The following is a 17,291-nucleotide window of genomic DNA, read 5'->3' as shown; positions in this document are numbered from 1 at the left end:
TAGAACAGATGTTCTTATAATATAAATTGTCAAACAAATGTTCGGTTAAATACAAGGGATGGTTTGATGAAAAACTCACTAAAAAAACTTTGTCACTATTTTTTTGATTATGACGATGAAAAATTAAGTATTTACAGCCAATATAATTATGAAATTTTAGCTGAGCTTAATAGAGCTCTACTTGGCCGCTCATATGTACTAATCAGTTATCAGGATGGAACAAGTGAAATCGGACAAATTATCAACCGTATTTCTGCAGGTCGCTTTGTTTTACGTTCAGTAAATAAAAAAATTATTAAGATTATTGATCTTGATAATATTTTCAGAATTGATCTTGAATAATTAATTTTACTAAAATACTTTATTGCCAGGAATCAATGTGATTCTTGGCTTTTTAAATACATTGTTTCGCTTAGTATTTTGAAGCCCGCTTTTTCATAAATGTGAATTGCCGCTTTATTGTCAACATCAGCATTTAAAGCAAAAACTTTACTACCTTCTTTTTGCAAAATTGCAATCATCTTTTTAATAAAAAATGTACCAAAACCTTGTCCGCGAAATGGCTTATCAATAAACAATCCGAAGAAATAGTCCTCGCTTTCACCATGATCCACAGCACAATAGCCGGCAACTTCGTTATCTTTTAATAAAATAAAACTTTTGGTATCCTTATCCAACAAGGAATTTTTAATGTACTTAGTGGATGTGGCAATAGCATCTCTAAAAGCATTGCTGTGAGCCTTAGCAACTTGATCAACATATTTCTCGGTTAAAAGTTTAACTGCTAAAATTTGATTTAATTTGTCAGTCTTTTCAATTGATACTGGAACTGCAGTCCGCATGTAGTAATCAGAATCTTCTTTGACCACAGTTAAGTTGCAATTCGCTAAAAAGTCTGGATTTTTTGCTAAAAAAACTTTTTCTGACACAAATTCCCATTTATGATAACCATATTGCAACATAATTTGTTTGGTATGTTCCCACATTTTTGTAGCAACATGGTGCCTGCGAAATTCAGGATCAACTATCAAGTGAACCTCTACTTCTTCATCAGGGCCGTCATCAGCATAAAGCATTGTTAAACCGATTAACTTTTGTCCTTCATAAGCTAAGACAAATGTTGGCATATCACTGAAATAGTTGTACTTGTTGCTTAAATAAATATTTGAATAGGTGTTATCAGCTTTATTTATTCTTTTATTTAAACCAGCAGCCTGTTTAGTCTCCTCGTTATTTAAAGTAATTCTTTCAATAACTTTCATTCTTTTACCTTTCAATATTATTTCTTTTTTCTTTTAAAGCTTCTCATCAAATCCTTGGCATTTTGTTTAGCTGCTTGCGTCACGTCACTACCAGCCATCATTTCTGCAATTGCAGTAATTGTTTCTTCTTGAGTTAGAGGCCCAATCTGAGTATAAGTAGCACCATCTTTCACCTTTTTTGCTACTAAATATTTCTGGTCTCCTGCAGCAGCAACTTGCGGTGAATGTGTAATGGCAATAACTTGTTTATTTTCACCAATTGAATGCAATTTTTGCCCAATTGCTGCAGAAACACGACCAGAAACACCAGTATCAATTTCATCAAAAATCATTGTTCCCACTGGTTCAACTTTACTAAATATTGCTTTTAGCGCCAAAATTAAACGGGATTGTTCACCCCCAGATACAATCTTTACCAAAGGCATCAATTCTTCACCCGGGTTTGGTGCAATTAAAAACACAATATTATCTGTGCCTTTATTAGTAAAAGTTTTGGTCGTTCTAAAATCAATACTAAAGCGAGCCTTAGCCATGTATAAATCTGAAAGTTCCTGCTTAATTTTGCTTTCCAAACTTGCAGCTACTTTTTTTCTCATTTCATGAAGACTTTTTGCCTCAGCCTGAAGCTCTTGTTCCAACTTCTTGAGCTGCTTTTGCAACTTTTCCTCATCAAGTCCTCCAGCTTCATATTGACCCAATTCGGTCTGGATTTTGTCATAAAAAGCAAAAACATCCTCTAATGAAGGGCCATATTTTTTCTTGAGTGAATTAAGCAAATCTAACCTGCTTGAAACATACTGAAACCTTTCTTCATCAAAGTCCATTTCGTCAAGAACATTAGATAATTCACTGCGAGCATCACTTAAAGCGAAAACCCCATCATCAATAGTCTTTGCAATATCTTTAAATTTTGCACCATACTCTGTAAGTTCATTCGCTGCACTTTGAGCATTACCTATTAAAGTTTCAATACCGTGATCCTCATCATCGTATAATTGCATTAAATAGTTAGCTGTATCAACAATTTTCTGATAATTATTTAATTCATTATATTCTTCTTCAAGTTGGTCATCTTCATGCGAATCTTTCAGGTCAGCCTTAGATAGTTCATCATTTTGAAAGGACAAAATGTCTTGTTTCTGTGCCATTTCCTGTGCATTTTTATGCAAATGGCTGATTTGGGCTGTTAGCTTTTGCCATTTTTTGAAATTTGATTGGTAAAGTGAGAGCTCTTGTTTAAAATCATTTGACGCGTAATTATCAACCAAATCGATCTGTCTATCCTGATCCATTAAAATTTGTTGGTCATTTTGACCATGAATATCAACCAGATAATTACCAAGCTCTCGTAAAACATTAATTGTGGTTAATTGACCGTTTATTCGAACAATATTGCGTCCTTTAGCAGCTAATTCTCTGCTGATAACCAATTGGTTGTCTGAATCGGGAATACCATATTTTTCACAAATTTCGCTAATTTTTTTAGTCACATGGTCGACTTCAAATAAACCTGTAACAACAGCCTTTTTTTCACCACTGCGAATCATTTCTTTTTGACCACGGCTGCCCATTAATAAAGAAACTGCATCGATAATAATAGATTTCCCAGCACCAGTTTCACCAATGAGGACAGTCATATTTTCTTGAAAGCGAACCTTCAATGCTTTTATAATTGCAAAATTCTTAATATCCAGTTCAACTAACATTTCTTTCTCCTAAAGATCGGCAACAGCCCGCGCAACCACTTCTTCCGGGGTTCCGGACCATAACAATTTTCCACCATCTTTTTCTCTTTTTTGTAAATGTATCAAAAATTCAATGTTACCTTTGCCACCTTTTATCGGTGAATAATCAATATTAAGAACATTAAATCCAATTGCTCTTGCTTTTGTAATTGTATGCTTAATGACAGCACAATGAACAGCATGGTCGTGGACTATTCCGTGTTTGCCAACATGTTGTGGACCTGCCTCAAACTGCGGCTTTATCAAACAAACAGCATCACAGCCATCTTTTAAAATCTGAAACATTGGCGGCATAATCAAATCGAGTGAAATAAAAGAGACATCTGTCATTGCAAAGTCAGGCTGTCCGTGAGTAAAATCGCTAAGCTGGCTATAACGGAAATTTTGTTTTTCCATCACAATTACGCGAGGGTCATCCCGGAGTTGCCATGCGAGTTGATTATAACCAACATCCAATGCGTAAACCAACTTAGCCTTATTCTGTAAAGCTACATCTGTAAAACCGCCAGTAGAAGCGCCAATATCAAGGCAGATTTTATCTGTTAAATCAATCTGAAAAGATTTTAGGGCTTTTGCAAGCTTAAAACCTCCGCGAGAGACATACTTCTTATCATTTTTTTTGATATAAAATATCTCGTCAACTGGAAAACTAGTACCGCTTTTATCAATTCTTTGATGATTATGATCGGAAACTAATCCGGCCATGATAGCCCGCTGAGCCTGAGTTCGCGAATGAAATAATCCTTGCTGAACTAATAAAATATCTGCTCTCTTCTTTTCCATTACAATACCTTTTTATATAAATCAAGAAATCCCATTAAAACATGTGAATCAATATTTTTTAAAGATTGCTGAGCTTCATTAATTAGAGCAGATAACTCTTCACGGCTTTGTGAAATTCCAAGTAAAGTTAATGTATTATTCTTACCATTTTCGGAATCTTTATGCGTTTTCTTACCAGCTTCCTCACTTGTTTCAACCACATCAACTAGATCATCATAAATTTGGTAGGAGCGGCCAAAAGCATGGGCGAATTGAAGAAGCTGTTTTCTTTGGGAGGTATTTGCATGACCATAGTCTGCTCCCATTTCAACACATGCTCTGAGTAAACAGCCCGTTTTTAACCATTCCATTTTATTAATAAATTCAGAATTATGGGCAACACTTTCATTATTAGTAGAGTCGATATCTAAATATTGACCGCCAACCATACCATTAGGACCCACTGCTTGTGTAATAATATTCACTAAATTGGCAGACTTGCTTCCTTGAGCGATCCACTGAATTCCCATTGGTAATAGTGCATCCCCAGCAAGAATCGCTTCAGCTTCACCCCATTTTTTATGACTTGTTAATTTTCCTCTACGAAAATCATCATTATCCATTGCGGGTAAGTCATCATGAATTAATGAATATGTGTGAATTAATTCAATTCCACACGCAATCCTTATCTCGTTGTCACTAATTTTGGCTTTCAGTGCATCTAAAGTTGCTAAAAATAGTAAGGGACGCAGTCTTTTACCACCAGCCATAACTGAGTATGACATGATTTGACTTATTTTTTTATCTGCAACTTCACTTTCAAGATGTTCTCTTAAAAAGTTATCTATTACCGGAGTCCATGTTGCTTTAAAATCTTTAAATGTCATTTTTACTCTTCTTTATTTTTCAGGTGCAGCAGCATCATTGGGGTCAAGCTTGCGTTCAGAACCATCACTCTCAATTAATTTTGCTACTGTTTCTTCAGCTTCAGTTAATTTTTTATTTAAATTGCGGCTTAATTTGACACCTGTTTGAAATTGCTCAAGAGCATCTTCTAGTGGAATATCACCGTTTTCCAAATTACTAACAATTGTCTGTAATTCTTTTAATTCTTCTTCAAAATTATTTTTCTTAGTGGCCATTTTTTTCTCTCCTAATTGAACCAATTATTGCTGTTGCTTGTCCGTCTTTAAAATGCAGTTTGACTTCATCTTTCATTTTAACCTGATCAATAGAACTAACAGTTTTATTTTGTTTATCAGTAACAAAAGCATAACCCCTGTCCAAAGTTTTGAGAGGACTGTAATCATTAAGCTGCTGCGCTGTCTGACTCAGAGCGTTACGTTTTACTTGTAAACTTTGCTTCGTATTTGCAACTAACCTCTGATAATAAAAATCTGTTTGTTGTAATAGCGATGCAATTTTTTTACTAGGACTGACTGTAAGCAGTCTTTGCTTTTCCAACTGGTAATTTTGCCTTTTGCGTTCCAATTGACGCACCATATTATTATGTAAATTATCTCTTAAAAGATCTAATGTTTGTGCCTGTTCATCATACAGTCGTGTAGGTTCTCGCATGATAACAGAATTATTAATATGATTTAAAGTGTCTCGCCTAATTCTGATTGTATTTTGCATACTAGAAACAAGACTATTTTGCATTTGACGAATATTAATTAATTCATCTGCCAAATTAGGAGTGGCGTATTCAGCAGCTGCTGTGGGTGTGGCAGCGCGCACATCTGCAACTAAGTCACATAATGTAGTGTCCGTTTCATGCCCTACTGAAGAAATAACCGGCATTTCCATAGCAAACACTTGTCGTACAACACTTTCTTCATTAAAAGGCCATAAATCTTCAAGTGAGCCACCGCCACGACCAATTATCATGACATCATATTTGTCTTTAAACTGAGCTATTTGCTTCATAGCAGATATTAATGAATCAGCAGCCGAATCTCCCTGGACTTGAGCGGGGAACAAATCAACTTCTGCATGAGGAAACCTCCTGTTAACCGTCACTAAAATATCATGGATCACGGCGCCAGAGGCACTGGTTACAACGGCAATATAATCAGGAAAATGAGGTAAAGGCTTTTTATATTTTTGATCGAACAATCCTTCATTTGCTAGTTTTCTTTGCAACTGTTTCAGTTGTTCATATAAGGCTCCTAGCCCTGCAGGTTCCATCGATTCTGCGTAAAACTGGTAAGAACCTTGTGGACCATAAACACTAACGTAACCAGTTACATAGACTTTCATTCCTTCTTCAGGCTTAAACTTTACTTTATCAAAATATGAACGAAACATTACTACATTAATTTTAGATTTTTCATCTTTTAGTGAAAAATACTGGTGAGAGTTGCGACGATAACGGAAATTAGACAATTCACCCTGAAGAAATACTTTATGTAAGTAGGGATCGTTTTTAAACTTTTGAGTTATATAGTAATTTAGGTCCGAAACTGTGAGATATTTATCACTTTCCATAATTTCTCCTTGTTAACTGGACAACCTGTTCCATAAGAGATTCAACTGTGAGTGGCCCAACTCCGCCTGGCACTGGGGTAATAAAGCTGGTCAGTGGCGCTACCTGAGCAAAATCGACATCACCGACAGTTTTCCCTTTAACACGACTGATGCCCACATCTATGATAACTGCATCTTTTTTGACCATATCAGCAGTGACTAAGTTAGCTTGCCCAGTTGCTGTCACTAGGATATCAGCTCTTTTGGTATATTCTGCCAAATTTTTGGTTTTTAAATGTAAAATTGAAACTGTTGCATCCCTTTCAAGCATTAATGCAGCTAATGGTTTGCCTACAATACTACTTCTACCTATTATTACAGCATTTTTACCTTTCAAAGTAATGTGATAATAGTCTAGTAAAGCCAAAATACCGTGTGCTGTTGCGGGTTCAACAAAATGATCCCCTTGCCATAAACGTCCTATGTTTGAAGGCGTTAAGCAATCAACATCTTTTTCAGGATCAATAGCTGCTAAAACTTCATTTAAATTAATCTGCTGTGGCACAGGTAATTGAACCATGATACCATTGACGATTTTTTCATTATTCAGACGTTTAATTAATTTTAATAGCTCTTGCTGTGTTATCGCCTTTGGTAATTGAAATAGTTTTTGCTTTATGCCAATTTCATCTGCTCTTCTTTTTTTAGTTTTGAGGTAAATTTTACTACTGGAATCATTACCAATATTAATTACGCAAAATAGTGGTTGCACCCCCAGTGATTTTAATTCACAGACTTGCTTTTGCAATTTTTGAGCACGAATATCAGCCAAGCGCTTGCCATCTAAAAGCTGTCCCATTATTGTCATTTCCTTTTCTAAAAAAATAGTCGGCATAAAGCCGACTATAAGATATTTTTAGATAAAGTTTGCTAACATACCATTAATAAATGGTTTATCTTTGGGATCAGCAAACTCATCACACAAGTTCAAAGCTTCATTAACTGCAGCTTTTGGCTCAATTTCTTTACTGTATTTTATTTCATACAAAGCAACTTCCAAGATAGCCAGCGAAATTTGGTTAATACGGTTAATCCGCCAGTTTTTCTTTAAAAAACCAGCTAATTCACCTTTTAACTCATCCCGCTTTTCAATTACTCCTTCAATTATTTCTTTAGAATAAGCAGGAAGTTCTTTCAAATCAAGCATTGCAACAGTTTTAGCTTCAACTTCACTAGCCGTATATTTAAGATCTTGGTTTGCTAAATAAACGGCCTGCATTGCGACTCTACGACTTTCGTGTTGATTCATTTTTACCCTTTTCATCTATGTCAGAAAATAGTTGTGAAGTACCACTACCATCCTCTTCTTCCTCATCTGGGAATTCTAGACCGGTAACATGCACGTTAATTTCGCTAAGAGTTAAATCTGTCATCTGTAAAACCTGTTGTTTCAAAGACTTCTGCAAGTTCGTTGCTATTTGAGGCACATTTTTTCCTGCTTCAATGCTAACATAAACATCGGCGGTCAAATTGTGTTCGTCATCAATGTTAACAGAGACGCCTTTGCCATGGTTTTCTCTACCTAAAACGCGATTAATTCCAGATTTGACGTTACCGTGCATTTCGGCAACTCCATCCACTTTTTCGGCAGCAATCCCCATAATAACTTCAAGAACACTAGGATCAATTTCAATTTCTTCACCGTTATTTTTATCATCTAAGACAATTTTTGAACTATCTGCCATTTTTTTACCTCGAAAAATTATTTATTTGCGCGAGATACGTATGTACCATCGACCGTATTAATTACTAAAACGTCTCCTTCATTGATGAAGAAAGGTACGTTAACAACAAGACCCGTTTCCATTGTTGCGGGCTTACCACCACCTGATGAGGTATCACCCTTAATATTAGGCTCTGTTTTGGTAACCGTCAATTCAACAGTGTTCGGTAATTGAATTCCTAATGTCTTACCATCATGCATAATTACACTGACGTTCATATTTTCCTTTAAGAACTTTGCTTCATCGGTTACTTGTTCATTGGGAATTGCTAGCTGGTCGTAGGTTGTAGTATCCATAAAAACGTAACTTGAGCCATCATTATACAAATACTGCATAGCCTTGGTTTCTATTTCCGCAGTTTCAACTTTAGCAGTCGAACGGAAGGTGTATTCCTGCACTGCACCTGTGTTCAAGCTTTTTAACTTTGAACGAACAAAAGCGCTACCTTTACCAGGCTTAACATGCTGAAATTCAACAATTCGCCATAAGTCATTATTATACTTAATAGTTAAACCATTTTTAAACTCATTAACTGAAATCATTGTCATATTGAGTACCTCATCTCCATAATATTATCTTACCAATTAGTAAGCGATTTTACTATAATTATTATTTATCTTTTACAAAGAAATTAAGTCGTCTTTAGGTAAAGTAGATAGTGTTTCAGGAGTGTTATCGTTGATTAATATATCGTCCTCGATCCTGACACCACCCTTATTTGGTAAATAAATTCCTGGTTCAACTGTATGAACCATATTATTTATTAATTCTTGTTTACCAAAAGGCAAAGCCGGCTGACAAAGTTCATGTATCTCAAGTCCTATACCATGACCTATTCCATGGCCAAAATACTGTCCGTATCCCTGTTCAGCAATATAGCTTCTGGCTGCTCGATCAACATCAGAACCATGATTGCCAACAACTGCAGCTTCAATGCCCCGTCTTTGTGCTTCGTGGACGATTTTGTAAATTTTATGCATTTCCTGGTCGACTTTGCCAACTGCAACAGTTCTGGTAATGTCAGCTGCATAACCGTGATAAAATGCACCAAAATCAATTACAACCATGTCGCCATTTTCAATCATTTTATCACTGGCAACCCCATGAGCCCAAGCAGAACGTACACCCGAAGCAATAATGGTATCAAAACTAGGACCATCACCGCCATTGACTTTGAAATAGTAATCTAACTTTGCCCCTATTTTCCGTTCGACAGCCCCTGGTTTAATTAAAGGTAAAATTTCATTGAAACTATCCATTGAAATATTAATGGCTGTACGTAATGCTTCTAATTCAAGGGGGTCTTTGACGTTGCGGACTTGCTCGACTAACTCTTCACAAATCTCAAAATCAACCTGCGGGTTTAGTTTTTGTAATTTCGTGAATTCAACCGCTGAAACGAATTCACCTTCGATTAAAACTTTTTTCAAATTAGTTTTTTTCAATTGATTGGTAATTTCAACGTCTTGATCTTTCGTTTTCATTACCACGTCAATTTCGCCCGGAGCTTCAGCTTTAATCTGGTCATTAAAGCGTGAATCAGACAGCAATATCCGTTCCCCTTCAGCAGTTAAAATTAATTGTGCTTCTTCACCTGTAAAGTTAGTAAGATAACGATAATTAGCTTGATTAAAAATCAGCAAGCCATCGGCATTACGTTCTTTAATTAATTTGGTTACTTTCTGTATTCGCCTGTTAAGTAATGTTAATAAATCATTTTGTTCAGTCATGCTTGTATTCTCCTGTATATCAAACTTTTACCTCAATTTTAACCCTAAAGGGATATACAATACCATCATTACTTTTTCAAATAAAGCAGAAAAAAGACGAGAAGCATATGCTTTTCGTCTTTTGGTTTAAAAACTAAATTACTTAGCTTCTTCTTCAACCGGAATAACAGAAACTTGTTTTCTGTACTTGTCTTTCCGCTCAAATTTAACTACACCATTTACCAAAGCAAACAAAGTGTCGTCTCCACCTTGGCCAACGTTTTTACCAGGGTGAATCTTTGTACCACGTTGACGATAAATGATTGAACCAGCATGAATAGTTTGTCCGTCAGCAGCTTTAGCGCCTAAACGACGACCTGCTGAATTACGTCCGTTGGCAGTAGAACCTCCACCCTTGTGGTGGGCAAATAATTTAAGATTTAAAATATTCATTATTATTTCACCTCTAGTTTAATTCAATTTTCTCAACTGTAACCTTAGTATAAGGTTGACGGTGACCATATTTTGAATGTGAGTGCTTCTTAGGCTTGTACTTAAAGGTTACAACCTTTTTTTCCTTACCTTGCTTTTCAACCTTAGCAACAACTTTAGCACCTTTAACTAACGGTGTACCAACTTTAACGTCCTTGCCATCTGAAGTAAGAACTACTTCATCAAAGGTAACTTCCTTGCCTTCTGCAGCATCAAGCTTTTCAACAAAAACACTATCGCCTTCAGCAACTTTATATTGCTTTCCACCGGTTTTAATAATTGCGTACATTTACTACCCTCCAAAAATTACTTAGACTCGCCAATTGAGGTGCTCTAAACAAGACTTATTACCTCAAAATGTGCGGTTGCAGATGTGGAGGAACCCACAAATACAACTACTACATCATACTACTATCAAGTTCATTTAGCAATAAAAAATGGTTTCTTTATCAGCTAAGTTAGGCTTAAATTTGCCATTTACCACCATGAACTTTGGCAATGTTTTCTGTGACGATAAATGCTTCACTATCAATTTTACGGGCTTTAGCAACTAGCTGACCATATTCATTAGTATCAACAACAATCACCAGCTGTTGCTTATCCTGGTCACTATAACCACCTACGACATTGTAAACGGTCAAGCCATCATAATCCTGCTGCAACATTTGACGAATTTCTTCCAACTTATTGTTACTCATAATGCGCACTTGATATTTTTTATCAAAACCAGTTTCTGTATAACGCATAGTCATTGTAGTAATTACCTGAGAAAAAGCTGCAAGCAAAAAGGCTTCAGTGCCATCAACAAAGATATTCAGAAAAATAACAGACATATCGATAACCATCAATGACAGTGCGGGATCAATATAAAAATACTTTTTAATAATTAGAGGCGGAATTGTAGTCCCTCCGGATGAAGCGTTAATGCGATATAGCATTGAAACACCAACACCCATTAAGACCCCACCATAGATAACTGCAAGCATATTATTGGAAGTCAATTTAAAACTTGGAGTAATTGCCATTAACACAGGTACTAAAAGACTGCCTAAAGCCACTTTTTTCAAAGTTTCTTTACCTAAAAAGATAGCGGCTAAAATAAGCATCAGAGCATTGACTACAAATACCGAAATAGAGCGGTTAATTCCCCAAACGGCATCAATCAATATTGAAATACCCGTAGAACCACCTGCAGCAACATTAATAGGAGCATAAAAGAAATTTATTGATATTGTAATTATTTCCAAACCAGCTAAGAAAAAAAGCCAATATTGCCAGGTATGCGTTTGCGTTTTTGTTTTCATCTCATCTTCCTTCCATAAAATTGTTATTTAATATTGTACAGGAAAAATGCTAAATTATGCAAGAAATAGGGGTTTTCTATTTAACGTACAGTAAAATTGCATGAGCTAAAAACACAAGGTTGACCTTTATTTCTTAAATTATTAAGAAATTATAAAGAAAATTAATTTGGCTATCAATCGGCAACCTGATAATCGATTGTTTGATTACCTTCATAGGCTGGCAAACCCTTTTCCGCACGGTACAAAGCCCGCTCAAACGCTTGATAGCCTTTACTTGAACTAACAGCAAATTTGATGTGATATTTACTAGCAAATTCACTAATATTCCAAGTACTGTCATGAGCAGCAAATGCCGTTACCAAGATTACTATATCCAGATCCTTGATCTGATTTTCCATGATTTTTTTCTTGCCCTGGAAAGCATCAATGGGGATAGGTATACCATTATACCTTTTGACTATCCCTTCCAGCATTGCTTCATTCTGGTTATTACCAATAGCGATGCCTACTCTTTGATAATGTAAATCCAAAGCCAGTTTAGTTAAGTTATCATCTTTTTCTGCAGTAGTACTTTTTTTCTTTTTAGCCGTACTATGCTTCTGCGGCTGCTCAAGCTCATAAACCCAACGGATTTGAATTGCATCTTCAGGACTTTTTTTCAAACGGACATCACCGGCATACCAAGCCAAGTCAACAATTGAACCATCAACTAATCTAATGTTTTCATCCCAATACTTACTCGAATCAACAGGAAGAAGAACCGCCTTACCATTAACACGCAATTTCTTTCCTTGTGCATTGCGAGTAATAGATAAATGTCCTGCACGTCCTTGCACTACCGCATATTTAAATGTTGAGATTGAATCAACTTCCATAGACGGCAGTTCACGAAAGCCAACAACGCGTAAAATTGTTGCTTCATAATGTGAATCCTTATCTTCTGCGACGGCCTCTACAATATCACCACTTTTTAAGTTTAAGGAATGAATTTGAGACTCTTTCAACGTATACACTCTTCTATTACTATCATTAATCAAATCACAGCCAGATAGCAAACGAATTACTGTATAGCGTTTTCCTTTCCGATAATCTCTCTTACTCTTTTGGGGAATTTCAAGGGCTTCTTCGAAAACTTTTTTATCAATCATATCCTTAGGCGTTTGCATCAAATTAATTGCTTGCTTTAGGTTAACCAAATTTTGGCGATATTTTTTATTAATATTTGGAGCAAGCGTTAATTTTTGAATTGCCGAAAGTGCTGTGTTCTTACTAGCAATATCTCCAGGATTTTTAATTAACCCGGCTAAGCTGGTTAATAGTAAATTAAGTTGCTGCAAGTCAACTTCAATATTATTTTTAGCTGTTACTGTTGCAGTCTGTTCATCAGTCATGCCCAAAATTAATTTAATTGCTGCTATCCCATTTTTTAAGCTCTTATCATCCCCAGCTGTCTGATTAATAATTCTTTTTAAATTATTGCGATAATCGAACATAATTTACCTATCTTTTTAAAAATTTACTTAATTATAGCAAATGCAAAAACCAATCTTTAAGCCAGGCTTTTAGTCAGAAGACAAACTAGAAAGCTCCGCCACCAGAACCTCCGCCAAAGCCGCCGGATGAACCACTTGAGAAACTGCTAGAGCTAGAAGATATACCGTCACTAAAGCAAGAATCAAAGTTGGAAGAAAAACTGTCTTTGCCCGTGTTTGAAATAAAACCATAATAGAAGTAATTACTGTTTTGAATCTCTTCCTCACTGAATTCGATTTTCATTTCTTTCATTACTTTATCTGCCAAACCGAAAGAAACGGCATAAGGCATAATATCTTCCCATAGTATGAGATCACCGACATCTTTCATTTTAAACTTGCCGATATCTCTCAGCATTTTCTTAAAACCGCGTATCTTTTCAGTTTCATTTTTGCCTTTTTCAGAGTAAATACCAATCTTTTTATTACTATAAACTAAAGCAAGAAGACTCAAAAGCAGAATTAAAGCTTCACCTATAACTATTACCAAAAGATATTTTAAAGAATTTGTTAATGCAATCACCGCAGATGCAAAGCTCACTGCCATCGTCAAAATAATAATACCGATAACTTTAGACCGACTATTCGTCAACGTATCAGGTAAATATACTTGTTTTTCTTTACTGTCAAAATAATTAGTTGCCCAGGTATCAAAAGAGTTTCCAAGCTTTTTACCATGGTACTTTTTCAACTCTTGCGTCGTGAATTGGTTACCATCACCAACGCTGTTGAATAGAGTTTTGATTAAAATATCATTATCAAGAATACTTTTGTCTAGCAATGTTATTTGGTAATAAGTTTTACGATGAACCTTAAAATCTTCTATCTTGATCTTTTTCTTAGCTGCTAAGCTAATTAAGTATGCCGTAAAGGCCTTATTATCTGGCTTGTTAGCAGTATCCAAAATTTGCGCTAATACTGGATCTACATCAGGTATTTCATAATTATGAGCCAATTCGCGGCTCTTGCGCGGCTTCAAACCAACCGCTTTTGTTCTGAAGCCTTTAATAATACCCAAAAGTCCTACAATCAAACTTAGTGCTATTAACCAAATACTTCTTCTTTCTCTTTTCCGCCTATTTTTAATAGTTGCTTGAGCTAATTCTTTCTCTTGCTTTATAACTTCTTTTCGGTGATTCTTATTTTTAACATTTTTATTTTTGGCTGTGATACTCAAGGGGAAAATAGTATGAACTTCTATACCGGTGTCGCCACCAAGATTCTCAGCTATCATAACAATTTTTCCTTTTTTAGGATTAACTTTAAGGTAGCCATCAAGCGGCCCGTGGGCCCAGGCTTTCAGTCCTTTAACAGGCCTTGGAAAAATTACGCTTGCCTTGACATAGTCTAAGTCAGTGTCCCAACCATTACCAATAATCTTAAAATTAAGTTCAGCAACGTCACGATAATTAGTAATAGCATTGGTTATGCGATAAAAATACGTCACAGTAAAATGACTGTGATTTTTTATGGGATAAAATACTTTAAAGCGATATCCACGTTTCATTTTTTTAAGAACATAGTTATTAATTGTTTCTCTTTTTTCATTTTCATTTTTTACCTGTACTTTTACGTCTTCAATTTTTTGATTTGAATTTAAAACTTGCCGGTAATAAACGCCATGTGCTCGACTATTGAATTGATAGGTAATTGCCCTTTTCATCGACAAAGAACCATCAGAATTAACTTTGGCACTTGTGATATTTTTAGCAATATCATAATCAACATCGGCTTTTACTTTTTGTACAGGGGTTAAGCTAAGTAAAAGCATGCCTAAGAGACAGATAAATTTTAGTAATTTATGTTTCATAATTTTTCCAATCATTTAAAATAATTATTTTAATTATACCGATTACAAACTACAATTAACATATTAATCTTACAATCTCTTCTTTGCTAACATCAACCTTGCTTTAAAATTATTTAAACAAAATCGCAATTTCTGGTTGCAATTACAAAAATTTTTCTCTATAATAGTTACTGTTCTTGCGCAGGAATACGCAAAACTGACGGTCTGGTAGCTCAGCTGGATAGAGCAACGGTCTTCTAAACCGTGGGTCGTGGGTTCGAATCTCACCCGGATCATTTTGTTATAAATAGTTAACGCTTGTTTAAACTCATAAATAAAAGAACTATAACAGAATTGTTATAGTTCTTTTATTTTTGCTAGTTTCTAGTTTTTCTTAATTTTTGAAATCAATACTCTTTGTCTCTTCGGATTCAACCGGTAATAACCTGAAAAGATACCTAAAAATGTTAAGACTATGGTTCCGCCAACTAGCAACAATATGCTGTCTTCATGAAGTTCTCCGATAAATTCATATAGAGAAGATACCATCTTTAACCAACCACCAAGAGAAACAAAATACCATGCAGTTGCTTTGTCAATAAAACTCATAGCTGTACGTAAATCCGATTCATTTTTGATAATACTGCCCAAAATTTTGACTGCTCGTCTTTTTTCAAGGTATATTTTGACAATAGGTATAATCCAGTAAAGAGGAGAAATCTTAGGCTGTGCTTTGCTTGATTGATTAAATTCTTTTAAAAACCATTCGTAGTCATAAAGCTCCATTAATCCCTGGTAAAGAGGAAACGCAAATAGTAACCAGTCACCCAAAAAACTGATACAGTTAATAAACAGTGTGATAATAAACACTTCTTTCTTTTACAATAGAATATATTTATATTTTACTTGAGAATATTCTAGTCGTTACCACAGAGTTATTCAAAGCTTTTATTTGTAATTTTTTCGGCTTTTTAGCTCTGGTAATATTAAAAATATAATATCTAGTTGATTTAGTATTTTAATATTGAGCTTACTTGTATTACTTAAGCAGGATGATTTCAAATTACTCAATTAGCTGCTGTATCAGCTATTTTTAAATTAAATCAAATTGAGACTTGCTTTTTATTTATTATTAAGTTATGATATTGCTTAAATATTTATGAGAGGTAAAGATTATGACGGCAATTAAAAAAATTAATCAACCGCAAGTTAAATATTATTTCTGGTACTTCAGCTATTTGATCTGAGTGCCTGGTTTGTCATTGTCTTAGACACACAGTTCAATCTTCATGACAATTGTGTGTTTAAAGACTTAAGTACTTTCTTCTCTGAAGACTCACACAGTTGTCGTCATCTGTGTGAGTTTTTTATTTAGGAGAGTAAAATGAATACTTTAAAAAAGATTACGCTAGATACCCTGAACGGCTTATCAACTGGTATAGTTGTAGCCTTAATTCCGGGAGCATTAATTAACCAACTGGTAAAAGCACTTTTACCCAGCATGCCGCAGCTGAGTTTTATCCTAGCCCTAACTAGCTTTGCTTCAGCCTTGTTACCAGCAATTAGTGCGGTATGTGTCGGCATGACTGGAAAATTGACACCTATTCAAACTTCATCCATCGCTTTAGCAGCAACAGCAGGCGCTGGTAATTTTATGATGAATAACGGTAAAATCACTGTAACAGGCAGTGGTGATGTCATTAATACCGCAATTACGATTATGATTGCCTACGGATTAGTATTGTTTTTTGGTAAAAAATTAAAGGCATACACGATTTTACTGGTTCCCCTTTTAGTTTTACTAATAGCAGGTGGAATCGGCTGTCTGACGCGCATACCAGTTGGTCAATTCACCAGTTTAATCGGCTTAGGAGTCCAAAAACTGACAGACTTACAGCCAATTATTATGGGCATGCTGATGGGAATAGTATTCGGTCTGCTTATTGTTTCTCCAATTTCTTCGGTCGGTATCGCCACTGCAATCAGCATTTCCGGTATTGCTTCTGGCTCTGCTAATCTCGGTATTACAGCTGTATCTTTTGCGTTAGCAGTTTTTGGGTGGAAATCCAATAGTTTTGGGACATCAATCGCTCACTTCTTGGGTTCTCCCAAAATGCAAATGGCTAATTTAATGACTAATCCTAAACTACTTATTCCACTTTTAATCAATGCTGGCATCATGGGTGGTTTGGGAGCAATCTTTCAAATTCAAGGAACACCAATGAGTGCGGGGTTTGGTTTTTCTGGTTTAATCGGGCCCATTGCGGCAATGGCAAATCGGCCCGCAAATTTGTTCAATATTCTTCTAATTGCAATTCTTTTCTTCTTTTTGCCAATTGCATTGGGCATATTGATGAACTACCTCTTCAATAGCAAAGTACATCTTTTTACAAGTAAAGACTTTGAACTAGATTTCAATTAATTAAAAACAATCAAAAACTGA

At 35.4% G+C, this 17,291-nt stretch carries 19 protein-coding genes, 1 tRNA gene and 1 other annotated feature; of the genes, 3 read left to right on the top strand and 17 right to left on the bottom strand.

Going from position 1 to position 17,291, the window contains the following annotated elements; translation table 11 throughout:
• The first annotated feature begins 66 nt into the window (after positions 1-66).
• On the top strand, positions 67-342 hold the full coding sequence (locus AAA915_RS07465) for a hypothetical protein (protein WP_122026205.1): 276 nt from the start codon (positions 67-69) through the stop codon (positions 340-342).
• A 32-nt stretch (positions 343-374) separates the two neighbouring features.
• Here the strand turns inward: AAA915_RS07465 and AAA915_RS07460 are convergent, their stop codons facing one another.
• The 16 genes from AAA915_RS07460 to AAA915_RS07385 form a co-directional block, all read right to left on the bottom strand.
• A complete protein-coding gene (locus AAA915_RS07460) occupies positions 375-1,262 on the bottom strand; it encodes a GNAT family N-acetyltransferase (protein WP_338201135.1) in 888 nt (295 codons plus the stop codon).
• A 17-nt stretch (positions 1,263-1,279) separates the two neighbouring features.
• Positions 1,280-2,968, bottom strand: coding sequence for a DNA repair protein RecN (gene recN, locus AAA915_RS07455; RefSeq protein ID WP_338201133.1), 1,689 nt, complete (start codon positions 2,966-2,968; stop codon positions 1,280-1,282).
• Positions 2,969-2,977: 9 nt separating this feature from the next.
• Entirely contained in the window at positions 2,978-3,790 is an 813-nt protein-coding gene (locus AAA915_RS07450) for a TlyA family RNA methyltransferase (protein ID WP_338201131.1), read from the bottom strand.
• The gene (locus AAA915_RS07445) at positions 3,790-4,656 is read right to left on the bottom strand and encodes a polyprenyl synthetase family protein (protein WP_338201129.1); all 867 of its coding nucleotides are present in this window, start codon (positions 4,654-4,656) and stop codon (positions 3,790-3,792) included. The genes AAA915_RS07450 and AAA915_RS07445 overlap by 1 nt, the downstream gene beginning before the upstream one ends.
• Positions 4,657-4,668: 12 nt before the next feature.
• Positions 4,669-4,911, bottom strand: a complete 243-nt coding sequence (locus tag AAA915_RS07440; protein WP_338201127.1) for an exodeoxyribonuclease VII small subunit — start codon at positions 4,909-4,911, stop codon at positions 4,669-4,671.
• Positions 4,901-6,259: an exodeoxyribonuclease VII large subunit gene (xseA, locus tag AAA915_RS07435; protein WP_338201125.1), complete on the bottom strand. Its 1,359-nt coding sequence runs from the start codon at positions 6,257-6,259 to the stop codon at positions 4,901-4,903. Before xseA ends, AAA915_RS07440 begins: the two co-directional genes overlap by 11 nt.
• Complete coding sequence (locus AAA915_RS07430) at positions 6,249-7,097, bottom strand: tetrahydrofolate dehydrogenase/cyclohydrolase catalytic domain-containing protein (protein WP_338201123.1); 849 nt, start codon at positions 7,095-7,097, stop codon at positions 6,249-6,251. The genes xseA and AAA915_RS07430 overlap by 11 nt, the downstream gene beginning before the upstream one ends.
• 57 nt (positions 7,098-7,154) lie before the next feature.
• The gene (gene nusB / locus AAA915_RS07425; RefSeq protein ID WP_110446241.1) at positions 7,155-7,547 is read right to left on the bottom strand and encodes a transcription antitermination factor NusB; all 393 of its coding nucleotides are present in this window, start codon (positions 7,545-7,547) and stop codon (positions 7,155-7,157) included.
• Positions 7,525-7,983: an Asp23/Gls24 family envelope stress response protein gene (locus AAA915_RS07420; RefSeq protein WP_046325072.1), complete on the bottom strand. Its 459-nt coding sequence runs from the start codon at positions 7,981-7,983 to the stop codon at positions 7,525-7,527. Before AAA915_RS07420 ends, nusB begins: the two co-directional genes overlap by 23 nt.
• A gap of 17 nt (positions 7,984-8,000) precedes the next feature.
• Entirely contained in the window at positions 8,001-8,570 is a 570-nt protein-coding gene (gene efp, locus AAA915_RS07415; RefSeq protein WP_046325073.1) for an elongation factor P, read from the bottom strand.
• A 72-nt stretch (positions 8,571-8,642) separates the two neighbouring features.
• Complete coding sequence (locus AAA915_RS07410) at positions 8,643-9,752, bottom strand: M24 family metallopeptidase (RefSeq protein WP_338201118.1); 1,110 nt, start codon at positions 9,750-9,752, stop codon at positions 8,643-8,645.
• Between the two features lie 138 nt (positions 9,753-9,890).
• The gene (rpmA, locus tag AAA915_RS07405) at positions 9,891-10,184 is read right to left on the bottom strand and encodes a 50S ribosomal protein L27 (RefSeq protein WP_038523172.1); all 294 of its coding nucleotides are present in this window, start codon (positions 10,182-10,184) and stop codon (positions 9,891-9,893) included.
• A gap of 13 nt (positions 10,185-10,197) precedes the next feature.
• Positions 10,198-10,512: a 50S ribosomal protein L21 gene (gene rplU, locus AAA915_RS07400; RefSeq protein ID WP_046332289.1), complete on the bottom strand. Its 315-nt coding sequence runs from the start codon at positions 10,510-10,512 to the stop codon at positions 10,198-10,200.
• A gap of 13 nt (positions 10,513-10,525) precedes the next feature.
• Positions 10,526-10,600, bottom strand: a sequence feature (ribosomal protein L21 leader region).
• Positions 10,601-10,687: 87 nt separating this feature from the next.
• The gene (locus tag AAA915_RS07395) at positions 10,688-11,527 is read right to left on the bottom strand and encodes a YitT family protein (protein WP_338201115.1); all 840 of its coding nucleotides are present in this window, start codon (positions 11,525-11,527) and stop codon (positions 10,688-10,690) included.
• 173 nt (positions 11,528-11,700) lie between these two features.
• A complete protein-coding gene (locus AAA915_RS07390; protein ID WP_338201113.1) occupies positions 11,701-13,020 on the bottom strand; it encodes a DUF2325 domain-containing protein in 1,320 nt (439 codons plus the stop codon).
• Positions 13,021-13,105: 85 nt separating this feature from the next.
• Positions 13,106-14,869 carry a DUF2207 family protein gene (locus AAA915_RS07385; protein WP_338201111.1) on the bottom strand — a complete coding sequence of 588 codons (1,764 nt, stop codon included), beginning with the start codon at positions 14,867-14,869 and terminating at the stop codon, positions 13,106-13,108.
• Positions 14,870-15,070: 201 nt separating this feature from the next.
• Between AAA915_RS07385 and AAA915_RS07380 the strand changes: the two genes are divergently transcribed.
• Positions 15,071-15,144 (top strand) — tRNA-Arg (locus AAA915_RS07380).
• Between the two features lie 88 nt (positions 15,145-15,232).
• On the opposite strand, the gene AAA915_RS07375 is transcribed toward AAA915_RS07380, so the two are convergent.
• Positions 15,233-15,718: a hypothetical protein gene (locus AAA915_RS07375; protein WP_052724654.1), complete on the bottom strand. Its 486-nt coding sequence runs from the start codon at positions 15,716-15,718 to the stop codon at positions 15,233-15,235.
• A gap of 514 nt (positions 15,719-16,232) precedes the next feature.
• On the opposite strand from AAA915_RS07375, the gene AAA915_RS07370 reads away from it, so the two are divergent.
• Positions 16,233-17,270 carry a PTS sugar transporter subunit IIC gene (locus AAA915_RS07370; RefSeq protein WP_338201108.1) on the top strand — a complete coding sequence of 346 codons (1,038 nt, stop codon included), beginning with the start codon at positions 16,233-16,235 and terminating at the stop codon, positions 17,268-17,270.
• Positions 17,271-17,291 lie beyond the last annotated feature (21 nt).

Source organism: Lactobacillus rizhaonensis, from assembly GCF_036246345.1.
Taxonomy (GTDB): domain Bacteria; phylum Bacillota; class Bacilli; order Lactobacillales; family Lactobacillaceae; genus Lactobacillus; species Lactobacillus rizhaonensis.
Note: the sequence above shows the minus strand (reverse complement) of the source record. Positions and strands in the feature narration are given on the sequence as shown.